This is a genomic window from Eggerthella sp. BIOML-A1 (assembly GCF_009875595.1).
Taxonomy (GTDB): Bacteria; Actinomycetota; Coriobacteriia; order Coriobacteriales; family Eggerthellaceae; genus Eggerthella; species Eggerthella lenta.
Map to the genome: position 1 here is coordinate 407248 of NZ_WWRZ01000001.1, position 11449 is coordinate 418696.

Here is an 11449-nt window from a genome sequence, read left to right on the forward strand (position 1 = left end):
GGCTTTAGCTTCAAGACTCGCGCCCGCGGGCTTGAAGCATCCTCATATCCGGTAGAAGACCATCGTCCCAGAAGGGGATCATCATGCAGCTTACCAACGACCAGTTCGCCCTCATCAAGCAGCAGTTCGCCACGCTGAAGGAGCGCTCGGCGTTTTACGCCGCCAAGTTCGAGGGCATCGACCTCTCCGATGTGCAAACCCAGGAGGACTTCGAGAAGCTTCCGTTCTCCGAGAAGGACGATCTGCGCAACGCCTATCCGCTGGGCTTGCAGGCCGTGCCCGACGAGGAGATCGTGCGCATCCACAGCTCCAGCGGCACCACGGGCACGCCGGTCATCATCCCCTACACGCAGCAGGACGTCACCGACTGGGCCATCCAGTTCGCACGCTGCTACGAGACGGCGGGCATCACGAACCGCGACCACATCCACATCACCCCCGGCTACGGTCTGTGGACGGCTGGCATCGGCTTCCAGCTGGGCGCCGAGCGCCTGGGCGCCATGACCATCCCGATGGGGCCGGGCAACACCGAGAAGCAGCTGCGCATGATGCAGGACCTCAAGTCCACCGTGCTGTGCGCCACCAGCTCCTACGCGCTGCTGCTGGCCGAGGAGATCGCCGAGCGCGGCATCCGCGACCGCATCTGCCTGCGCAAGGGCGTCATCGGTTCCGAGCGGTGGGGCGACAAGATGCGCCAGCGCATCGCGGGCGAGCTGGGCGTGGAGATCTACGACATCTACGGCCTGACCGAGGTGTACGGCCCTGGCATCGGCATATCGTGCGACGAGCATCACGGCATGCACATTTGGGACGATTACGTGTACGTGGAAGTGGTCGATCCCGACACCGGCGCGCCCGTGCCCGACGGCGAAGTGGGCGAGCTGGTGCTGACCACGCTGCGCAAGCAGGGCGCCCCGCTCATCCGCTACCGCACGCACGACCTCACGCGCATCATCCCGGGCGACTGCACGTGCGGCTTCGGCCATCGCCACCCGCGCATCGACACGCTGACCGGCCGCACCGACGACATGTTCAAGGTGAAGGGCTGCAACATCTTCCCCGCCCAGGTGGAGGAAGTCATCGCCGCCACCGACGGCACGTCCAGCGAGTACCAGGTGATGATCGAGAACATCAGCGGCAAGGACGTGCTCACCGTGTTGTTCGAAACCCCGCTGCAAGACGAGGCGAAGACGCGCGCCGAGGAGGAGCTGGCCCTCATCTTCAAGGCGAAGTGCGGCTGCACCCCCGATGCCAAGGGCGTCCCCATGGGCGAGCTGCCCCGCAGCGAGAAGAAAACGAAGCGCATCTTCGACAGCCGGTACTAGTCGCAAAGCGGAGCTTTCTCGTACGTGGAGGGAGGCACCCTGACGGGCTGCCTCCCTCTTTTTGCGCGCGAACCGCCTTCTTTGGTGCAAGCTAGATGATGCGGAAGCTTCGGATGCCTTCCGGATGTTTCACGTGAAACATCCGTTCGGCGGCGGAGGGGGATTTGCGAACTTTTTGCATGATGGAGGCGCTCCACTATGGTAGAGTATGCGCATGCATTCCGCGAAGGGACATACCGCCGTCGAACAGCGCTGGCAGCTTCAGCTCGCCGTCGCGGCTGTGTGCCGCTCCCTCGCTCCGCGTCCCGCGGACTCGCTTGTAACGGTATTCGCCGCGCAGCCGGCTTCGCCCCACGCGTCCCACGCCGCCGTGACGACCAGCGCAATCGACGCGGTCAGCGCTGTCGCCCATCGTGCGGCCGACGCCTCTGACGCGCCCCTGGCCGGTCGAACCGCCTACCGTGCCGTTTCCTATTATTCCTATCGATACCTCTAGCACATGGGTTTGCCCGTGGTGCTTCGTCGGCGTCGTGCCGACGGGTGTTGCGTTCCGGCAAAGTCATGTGCGCCACCGCGCGGGCCCTTCCCGACGCGATGTTCCACGTGAAACAATTCATCGCATTGCAGTGCGACAAAGGAACAAATGTTTCACGTGAAACATCCGGTCGCGGAACACGAAGCAAAACGGGGCTCGCTTTCTTGGGGAAGAGCGCCCGCCGACGGGCGGCGCGCATGAATCGATAGGAAGACTCATGATCGAAAAGATATGCATGGTGCTTATTTTCGTCGGCGTGGCGGTGGGCGTCGGCATCTACTGCCGACGACACACCGGAAGCGTCGACGGGTTCATCCTGGGCGGCCGCAACGTGGGGCCGTGGTTGAGCGCGTTCGCGTTCGGCACCAGCTACTTCTCCGCCGTCATCTTCGTGGGCTACGCCGGTCAGTTCGGTTGGAAATACGGCGTGGCCGCCACGTGGATCGGCATCGGCAACGCCATCCTGGGAAGCTTGCTGGCCTGGTGGGTACTGGGCCCGCGCACGCGCGAGATGACGCACCGCCTGGGCGCGTCCACGATGCCCGAGTTCTTCGGCGCGCGGTTCCAGTCGAAGGGTTTGCGCATCGCGGCCGCGGCCATCATCTTCGTGTTCCTCATCCCGTACACGGCCAGCGTGTACAACGGCCTGTCGCGCCTGTTCGGCATGGCGTTCGGCCTGCCCTACGAGGTGTGCGTCATCGGTATGGCGGTTATCACCTGCGTGTACGTGGTGCTGGGCGGCTACATGGCCACGGTGATGAACGACTTCATCCAGGGCATCGTCATGCTGCTGGGCATCGTTGCCGTCATCGTGGCGGTGCTGGTGAACAACGGGGGCTTCACCGAGGCCCTCACCACGCTGTCGCTCATTCCCGCCGAGGGCAGCGAGATGGCCGGGCCGTTCGTCAGCTTCTTCGGGCCGAACCTGCCCGATCTCATCGGGGTCATCGTGCTGACCAGCTTGGGCACGTGGGGTCTGCCTCAGATGGTGCAGAAGTTCTACGCCATCAAAAGCGGTCCAGCCATCAAGCAGGGCGCCATCATCTCCACCGTGTTCGCCATGGTGGTGGCCGGCGGCAGCTACTTCCTGGGAGGGTTCGGCCGCCTGTACGGCGATCAGGTGGAGATGACCGCCGCAGGCACGCCGGTGTACGACTCTATCATGCCCACCATGCTGTCCACGCTGCCCGACCTGCTCATCGGCATCGTGATCGTGCTGGTGCTGAGCGCGTCCATGTCCACGCTGTCATCGCTGGTGCTGACGTCGTCGTCCACGCTGACGCTCGATCTGCTGAAAGACAACGTGGTGAAGAACATGAGCGAGAAGAAGCAGTTGGGCTACATGCGCGTGCTGATCGTGGTGTTCATCGTGATCTCGGCGGTGATCGCGCTGGTGCAGTACAACTCGTCCATCACGTTCATCGCGCAGCTGATGAGCATCTCGTGGGGCGCGCTGGCCGGCTCGTTCTTGGGGCCGTTCTTCTGGGGGCTGTACTCCAAGCGCGTCTCGCGTCCGGCTGTGTGGGCCAGCTTCATCGTGGGCGTGGGTCTGACCACGGGCAACATGATCGCCGGGTTCGTGGGCGCGGCGTTCATCGCGTCGCCCATCAACTGCGGCGCCATCGCGATGGTGCTGTCGCTGATCATCGTGCCGGTGGTCAGCTTGTTCACGAAGCGCGTTGAGTTCGAGGTCGACCCGCCGCACGTCGAGGGAGCCATCGACCGCGAATACGAGCAGGAGCTGGAAGCGGAGTAGTTCTGAGCCGAAGCTTCGAAACCTCTGTCGTCTCAAAGTCTGCGGGACGGCAGAGGGCGCTTCGCTCCAAGAACACGCTTCAGCGAACGAGGCGTGTTCTTGGAGCGAAGCTTGCATCTCGGAAGCCGTTTGCCGCCTGTGTCTCGCATGAAGCACCGGCTTGCTTCGCGAGCGTATCGCGCGAAGCGCTGGTCACGACCGCCTGTTTGGCGCATTGCGCCCGAAGAGGCTCCTTATCAAGGGTCGCGCTGTTCCGTCTGACGGTCTTCCGTGCAGCCCGTCGCGTCCCGGATGGCGAAAACCCATCGAATTCGGAAGCTATCGCGCGCGTCGCGCTTGTTCGGCGCGAGGTTTCGCGTAAGGTATCCTCTGCGACCAGGTATTATGCGGGAGGGGTTTTCGCCGCGCGGCTACGCCGCGGGCGAAATTTCCGAATTCGATGGGTTTTCGCCATCCGGGGGAGCCTTCGACTGCGCGGATAACTCGGTGCGCAACGCTGCCGAGGGCGATGCGTCGAACCGGCCGGTTCGCCCGGGTGTTTCACGTGAAACACCCGTTCGTCTTTGGTGGTGGCACCGCGCGCCGTCTACGGCTCGCATCAGCGCGCCGCGCGATGGCTTGTGTGCTGTTGGGGGTTAGGGAGGATTCCTATTCGACTCGCGACTCGGAACTTCCAGCCCCTGAGTACTCTGTGCTCGTTCCGTCCCTGCGTTCTCGCGCCCCGCGGGAGCGAAGGGGGCGGCGGCTCGCGTTCCGCGGTATACTGTCAGCCAGTATCGGCTTTCGTGAAAGCGCGCGCATGATCTTCCAGCTTGCTCTCATATACTTTCCCGCGTTGGTGTTCGGGTTTCTGTTCATCAAAAACTACCGCAAGGAGCCGCGGCAGTTTCGCAACGCGCTGTACTTCCTGCTGCTGTGCCTGTTCGCGCTGTACGGGCTGTCCATCCAGTTCGAGCTGCCGTGGCTGGTGCTCATCGGCTTGGCGGCCATTCCGTTCGGCACGGTAGCGCTGGTGGTGTTCCTGCTGGCGAACACGTTCGTGGTGGTGAAGCGCGAAGGCCTGTCGCTGTCGCATCTGCTGCCGGGCCTGCTGGCGCTTTGCATCGTGATGGCGTGCGTGGGAGGTCCGGTGCTGCTGTTCGTCCAGGCGCCGCCCATCGTGCTGGCGTTGGCGCTGCTGGTGCTGATGGAGGGCTCGTACGTGGCGTTCACGTTCGCGGCCCTGCTGCTGTATTCGTGGTTGTACCGCCGTCTGCCCAAGCGCCGCGATTACGATTACATCGTCGTGCACGGCGCCGGCCTGTCGGGCACGAAGCCCACGCCCCTGCTGGCCGCGCGCCTGGACAAGGCCGTCGAGCTATGGGAGGCCGACCACCGCCGCGCCGTCATCATCGCGTCGGGCGGCCAAGGAGCCGACGAGGAGGTGTCGGAAGCCGAGGCCATGCGCACGTACCTCGTCGAGGAGCGCGGCGTGCCCGCCGATGCCGTCATCGAGGAGGACCGATCCACCACCACGATGGAGAACCTGCGCAACTCCAAAGCCATCATGGACGCGCGGTCGGGCGCGGGCGCGTACCGCGCCGCGGTGGTGACCAGCGATTACCACGTGTTCCGTACGGCCGAGTACGCGCACAAGATCGGGCTGGCCGCCGACGGCGTGGGCAGCAGGACCGCGCGCTACTTCTGGCCCACCGCGTTCATCCGCGAATACGTGGCCGTCAGCAACGCCCACCGCTGGCCGTTCGTGGTCATCTTCGTGTTCTGGCTCCCTTTCGCCGCCATCGCGCTGTTCCAGCTGTAACGCGCTTCGCGCCCGCGCCCGACGTCGCACGGCCTAACGCGTCGCGCTCGCACCTGCGTCTGACACGCGTGGCTCCTCGCATTCGCGCTTGCACTTGCGTCCGACGTCGCGCGGCTCGCGTTCGCGCTTGCGCCCGCGTCCGACACGCGTGGCTCCTCGCGTTCGCGCTCGCGTGCTTCGTCGATCGAAAACATCGGCGTTTTCGCCCCCTCGGGCGCGCTTGTCCTTGTATACTTAGGAAACTGGTGCCGAGCGGCGGCGATTCGGCCTGCGTCCTCAAGCATCGCGTCGGGAGAAGCGCGGCGAGGGTGAAGGCGGAACCACGTGCATGCCGCTCGGCGAATAGCACGACGAAGGGGATCATATGGAAGGATTCGACCTCATCAGCACGGGGGTATGGTCAATCATACCGCCGATTCTTGCGCTGGGCCTGGCGCTGATCACGAAGGAGGTGTATTCCTCGCTGGCCATCGGCGTGTTCGTGGGCATGGTGATCTACCAGTTCTCGCTCAACGGCGTGGGCGTCGAGCCGCTGGTGGACTCGTTCACCATGGTGCCGCAGATGATGGCCGAGCAGATAGCCGGCAACGGGGCGCTGCTGCTGTTCCTTGCGCTATTGGGCGCGCTCGTGGTGGTCATCGCGGCCGCCGGCGGATCGCGCGCGTACGCCGAGTGGGTGTCTACGCACATCAAGAACGCGAAGATGGCGCAGATTCTCACCGCGGTGCTGGGCATCATCATCTTCGTGGACGACTACTTCAACTGCCTCACGGTGGGCGCGGTCATGCGCCCCGTCACCGATCGATTCAACATCAGCCACGAGAAGCTGGCATGGATCATCGACTCCACCGCAGCGCCTATCTGCATCATCGCGCCGGTGTCTTCGTGGGCCGTGGCCGTAGGCGGCTACCTGGGTGAAGGCGGTTTCACCACGTTCGTCCAGTCCATCCCGTACAACTTCTACGCGCTGCTCACCATCGTGTTCGTCTTCTTCATGTGCGCTACCAAGAAGGACTTCGGCCCCATGCGCGTTGCCGAGGCCGAGGTGCAGAAGCCGGCCGACCAGCAGCATCGCATTCCGTCGAAGGACAGCGCTCTCGAGTCGATGTCGACGGTGGGCATTTCCGATCCGAACGCGGCCGACGCGCTGCCGGCGAAGCTGGATACCATCGTAGCCGAGGAGGACGAGCTGGACGAGGCTGCGAAGGTGGCCGTCGAAGAGTTCAAGGGCATGGCCATCTCGGACAAGGGACGCGTGTTCGACCTGATCATTCCCATCATCGTGCTCATCATCTTCTCGATTCTGGGCATGCTGTACGCGGGCGGCTTCTTCCAGGGCGTCGACTTCGCCACGGCTGTGGGCGAGAACCCGGTGTTCGGCCTGTGCATCGGCGTGTGCGTGGCGCTGGTGGTGACGGCGGCCATGTTCCTGCCGCGCAAGCTGATGACGCTGTCGGGATACATGGACGGCGTGGCCGAGGGCGTGCGCTCCATGGTGGGCGCCATCATGATCCTCGTGCTGGCATGGAGCCTAGGCGGCACGTGCCGCTACCTGCTTGGCACGGGCGAGTTCGTCAGCGGCTTCCTGAACAGCATCGGCGTGGGGCTGGCTCTGCTGCCGGTGGTCATCTTCGTGGTGGCGGCGTTCATCGGCTTCGCCATGGGCACGTCGTGGGGAACCATCGCGCTGATCCTGCCCATCGTGATCGGCGTGTTTCCGGCGCAAGATCCGCTGTTCCTCGTGGCCATCGGCGCCACGCTGGGCGGTGCGGTGTACGGCGACCATGTGTCGCCTATTTCGGATACCACTATCCTGTCGTCGGCGGGCGCGCAATGCAACCACCTGCGCCACGTGGCCACGCAGCTGCCGTACGCTTCGGTGGTGGCGGCCGTGTGTCTGGTGGGCTACATCATCGCCGGCTTCACGGGCAACCCGTGGATCGCGCTCGTCGTGGGCGCCGTGCTGATGATCGCGGCTGTGCTGGTGCTGAACCGCTCGAAGTACGGGGCGGCGAAGGCGTAAGCGCGAACGCGGGCAAGCGAGCAAGCGAAGCGCAGCGAGCGCCCGGGACGGCCACTCCGCCCCGGGCGCTTTTTTGCGCCCGGAGCCGCCGCGCGTCGCCCGGCGTCGCTTGCGCCCAGCGTCGCTCCCCGCCCGCCGCGCCCGCTTCGCCTCGCGCGCGACGGCGAGCGCCCCGCGTTGCCGCGCTCCGCATCTTCCCCGCCCGCCGCGCCCGCGTCGCCCCGCGCGCAATGGCTAACGCCCCGCGTCGCCCCGCCCGCCGTGCCCGCCAGATGTACGGATGTTTCACGTGGAACATCTGTACCGTTCAACGCATATTCCCAGTTAAAACGCCCATAGCTCGTTTCGTGCGATCGAAAGTTACGTCCTTTCGTGCGATGGTGCGCTCCTTCCTCCGTCGTATAGTGCGCAGCGTTCGAGGCGGCTCGGCCGCCTGTCTACGAGAGGAGAGAGCAATGGGGAGCACGTTCACCAGAAGGCAGTTCGTCATGGGGGCTATGGTGCTGGGCGGGTCGCTCGCGCTGACCGGATGCAGCCCGAAGCCCGAATCCAAGAAGCAGGACGGCGCGTCGGGCGCAACCGAGCCCGTGCAAGCCGATATCATCGTCATCGGTTCGGGTCTGGCCGGCTCGGCCTGTTCGATCTCCGCGGCGCAGAGCGGCGCGAGCGTGCTGCTGGTCGACAAGGCGCCGTTTCTCACGTCCACCTTCCTCACCTCGAAGGGCAACGTGTCCATTGCCCAGGTTCCAGAGAATAAGGACGAGTGGTGCTTCGAATCCGAGACGCCCGACACCATGGACCAGTTCGTCAGCCGTTACCGCAACCTCACCGAGATCGGCAAGGTGGACGCGCCGTATCCCGACTATAGCCGCATGCAGCGCATGATGGAGGAAAGCTGCGCCACCATTGCGTGGGTGGAGCAGCTGGGCATCACGTTCGAGAAGTCGTTCACCAAGGAGATGGTGGGCACCGACACGGTGAAGCCCGACGTCAGCGCCGACCCCGCGACGGAAGCGGGCGTCCAGGTGGCGAACGCGTTCGCGGCCGAATTCGAGCGCTTGGGCGTGCGGACGATGCTGTCCACCGAGGCGAAAGAGCTGATCATGGACGGCGACACCGTGGTGGGCGTGAAGGTTGAGGGGCCTGACGGTGCCCAAGAGCTGCGTGCGAAGGCCGTGGTGCTGGCCACCGGCGGCTTCGGCGGCAGCGCGGAGTACTGCGACCAGCTGGTGCCCGCCATCAACGAGATGGGCTTCCAGTACCTGGGCAACGCCATGAACACGGGCGACGGCATGACCATGGCCTCCGCCATCGGCGCCGCGCTGTACGAGGACCCGTGGGTCATCCCGAACGTCATCATGCCCACGCGCACGCTGACGAAGGCCGACGCGGGCTTCAAGAAGCTGTGCGACACCGGCATGGAAGGCGCTGCCACGTCGTCGAAGATGCTGGTAGACGCTACGGGCGCGCGCTTCGTGAACGAGGCGGCCCCGGTGACGGCGCTGGCCACGTCCATGACCGACAACCAGGCGGGGCCGTACTACGTGCTGTTCGACAGCTCGAACGCCGAGGTGGTCGCAGTCATCGAGAAGGGCCTGTCCACGGGCGACGTGCTGAAGGGCGCTTCGATCGAGGAGCTGGCCGACGCGGCCGGCGCGCCCCAGCTTGCGGCGACGTTCGAGGCGTACCAGCAGGCGGCAGCTGCGGGTGCGGACGAGGCGTTCGGCAAGAAGGCCGACATGCTGGCGGCGTACGGCGACGGCCCGTTCTACCTGGTGAAGTTCGTGCCGTCCTACGTGGCCACGATGGGCGGCGTGAAAACCGACGCATCGTGCCAAGCGCTCGGCGAAAACGGCAGCGTCATCCCCGGCCTGTTCGCGGTGGGCGAGGCCACGCACCGCTTCATGTACAACCGCAGCTTTGTGCGCCACTGCTCCAACTCCAGCGCCCTCACCATGGGTCGTCTGACGGGAGCGGCGCTGGCCACGGCGTAACAACCCGATCTTCCCTCGCGCGCAGGCCGGACCCCCTCCCCGGCCTACGCTTGCGTTTGCCCGCCGTCAAGCATGCGTCGAAAATCCCCGCTCTATCGTCCCATAGGACGACAGGGATCCGCACACGCTTGTCGCGGCGCCAAGCGCTCCGAATGTTTCACGTGAAACATTCGTTCGATTGCTGATTCGTTGCGGGTTTCGTCCTCGCGACGGCGTTGCCCCCCCGCGATGGGGTTGTCAACGAAAAGGGCTAACTCTTCTTGGCGGCGCTCGTCTCCTCGATGAGGTCGAGCAATTCCTGGCGCGAGTGCACGTCCATCTTCGCGTAAGCGTGGCGCAGGTGGGTTTTCACCGTGTGCTCCGACAGCGTGAAACGCTCGGCGATGGCCCGGGCGCTGCGTCCCGCCGCAAACTCCTCGATCACTTCGAACTCGCGGTTCGTCAGCTCGTAGGTGCTTTTCATCTGCACGAGGGCATCGCCCGCCGACAGGTGCGCCAGCGGGGCGGCCGCCGCTTCCTCGGGGGCGCTCGCATCGCCGGCCGCATCCCGCTTCGACGCATAGCGAAGGTAGCTGCAGAACATGAGCGCTAACGTGGCCACCAGCAGCCACACCGATCCGACGAGCGCGAGCTGCGGATCGACGCCGGTTTGCTCCAACAGCGTCTGCGCCGCGAAGCGTCCCAGCGCCACCGACAGCCTCGCGACGCCCAAGGCCAAGCCCAGCAGGAAGAACGCCGGCAGCTTCCGCTCGTTCGCCTCGCTGATGAACATGAGCCACAGCAACACGTAGAACGAGATGAGGAACGCGGTCATCAGCGATCCGGCCACGTGCCCGTCGGCGACGTTGAGGCTGCGGTACAGCAAGATGGTGACCAGGCACAACGCGGTGATGGGCGTGATGTAGTCGATGTTCGCCTTGCGCGGCTTCGCCACCAGCAGCACGGCCAGCATGGCCACGGCCGCGATGATCCCGAACAGGCCGGTGAGGTCGGTCTGCGCGTACTGCAGGTTGTTGTGGATGTCGAGCTCGATCACGAACCCGCAGATCAGCGAGAACGCGAACGTCCCGACGACTGCGCGCTTCGTGCGCGAAAGCGCCTCGGCCATGGAGGTGGCGGGTGCGACGGATTCCTTCATCTGCTGGGCGACGAACGCGTTGTTGCGCAGGCACCACAGCAGCGCGACGGTGGACAGGACGAACGACGCCAGCAGCATGATGCTACGCCCGCCTGGGAACAGCGAGCTGGTCAGCGGCGGAAGCAGCGTATCAATGAGATACGCGGCGGCGATCAGGGGAAGCGAAAGCCGCGGCCGGTAGCTGGTGAACACTTCCATCCAGCAGAGGATGGACAGCGACCAGCCCATGCCCGCCGTCACCTGCATGGCGATAAGCGCGATATCGTTTGTGTTGCCCGACGCAACGAGCACGGCGTAGATCGAGCTGACGACGACGGCCGTGACGAACAGCGGCTTCGCCCGGTCGATGCGCCCGACGTAGGAAAGGACGGCGACGACAAGGAACGTGAGCCCGTCGGCCACGAGGCCTACCAGGGCGTAGGGGCTGGGGCTGTAGGGCCCCGTGTTGAGGTCGAGCAGCCGCGCGCCCTGCAGCAGGCCGAACCCGAGCGTGGCCGCCGCCGCGAGGGCGAGGATTCGCGTTTTGTCGGATGCGTGCGCGTTCATCGTTTCCCCTTTGCTTGCGAAACAGTCGCGCCCCACTATAACGCACCCGCGCCCGCCGCGCTCTGCGAAGCCGAGCAGAACCGCACAGATGTTTCACGTGAAACATCCGGTGTTCGCACCGTCGCGATCATGCGACCCTGCCGGACATCGAAGCGAACGAATGTTTCACGTGAAACATTCGGGTCCTTCGCTGTTTCTAGTGGGTACCATACCTCTCGGGGATCCCGAGCGACAGCTTCCCCAGGTGCAGGAAGATCATCGCCTTGAAGTTCTCGAAGTTGCGGTAGCCCCTCGCCGCCCGCTTGACCGACTGGATGACGGAGTTCAGGCC

The 11449-nt window shown here is 64.9% G+C and carries 7 protein-coding genes; 5 read left to right on the top strand and 2 right to left on the bottom strand.

Annotation, left to right across the window (positions count from 1 at the left end; all coding sequences use genetic code 11):
* Positions 1–83: 83 nt before the first annotated feature.
* From GT590_RS01745 to GT590_RS01765, 5 genes are all read left to right on the top strand, one after another.
* Complete coding sequence (locus GT590_RS01745) at positions 84–1325, top strand: phenylacetate--CoA ligase family protein (protein ID WP_161170816.1); 1242 nt, start codon at positions 84–86, stop codon at positions 1323–1325.
* A 752-nt stretch (positions 1326–2077) separates the two neighbouring features.
* Complete coding sequence (locus GT590_RS01750; protein ID WP_086414121.1) at positions 2078–3616, top strand: sodium:solute symporter; 1539 nt, start codon at positions 2078–2080, stop codon at positions 3614–3616.
* A gap of 799 nt (positions 3617–4415) precedes the next feature.
* A complete protein-coding gene (locus GT590_RS01755) occupies positions 4416–5417 on the top strand; it encodes a YdcF family protein (protein WP_086414120.1) in 1002 nt (333 codons plus the stop codon).
* Positions 5418–5781: 364 nt separating this feature from the next.
* Complete coding sequence (locus tag GT590_RS01760) at positions 5782–7440, top strand: Na+/H+ antiporter NhaC family protein (RefSeq protein WP_161170817.1); 1659 nt, start codon at positions 5782–5784, stop codon at positions 7438–7440.
* Between the two features lie 455 nt (positions 7441–7895).
* The gene (locus GT590_RS01765) at positions 7896–9434 is read left to right on the top strand and encodes an FAD-dependent oxidoreductase (protein ID WP_086414119.1); all 1539 of its coding nucleotides are present in this window, start codon (positions 7896–7898) and stop codon (positions 9432–9434) included.
* A gap of 250 nt (positions 9435–9684) precedes the next feature.
* Here the strand turns inward: GT590_RS01765 and GT590_RS01770 are convergent, their stop codons facing one another.
* Both GT590_RS01770 and GT590_RS14790 read right to left on the bottom strand, forming a co-directional pair.
* Complete coding sequence (locus GT590_RS01770; RefSeq protein ID WP_161170818.1) at positions 9685–11118, bottom strand: helix-turn-helix transcriptional regulator; 1434 nt, start codon at positions 11116–11118, stop codon at positions 9685–9687.
* Between the two features lie 196 nt (positions 11119–11314).
* Positions 11315–11446 carry a transposase gene (locus tag GT590_RS14790; protein WP_368854010.1) on the bottom strand — a complete coding sequence of 44 codons (132 nt, stop codon included), beginning with the start codon at positions 11444–11446 and terminating at the stop codon, positions 11315–11317.
* Between the last annotated feature and the right edge of the window lie 3 nt (positions 11447–11449).

Excerpts from the sequence above, each read along its gene's own strand:
- GT590_RS01760 (WP_161170817.1), top strand. The coding sequence starts at position 5,782 with ATGGAAGGATTCGACCTCATCAGCACGGGGGTATGGTCAATCATACCG.
- GT590_RS01745 (WP_161170816.1), top strand. The coding sequence starts at position 84 with ATGCAGCTTACCAACGACCAGTTCGCCCTCATCAAGCAGCAGTTCGCC.
- GT590_RS01750 (WP_086414121.1), top strand. The coding sequence starts at position 2,078 with ATGATCGAAAAGATATGCATGGTGCTTATTTTCGTCGGCGTGGCGGTG.
- GT590_RS01770 (WP_161170818.1), bottom strand. The coding sequence starts at position 11,118 with ATGAACGCGCACGCATCCGACAAAACGCGAATCCTCGCCCTCGCGGCG.
- GT590_RS01755 (WP_086414120.1), top strand. The coding sequence starts at position 4,416 with ATGATCTTCCAGCTTGCTCTCATATACTTTCCCGCGTTGGTGTTCGGG.
- GT590_RS01765 (WP_086414119.1), top strand. The coding sequence starts at position 7,896 with ATGGGGAGCACGTTCACCAGAAGGCAGTTCGTCATGGGGGCTATGGTG.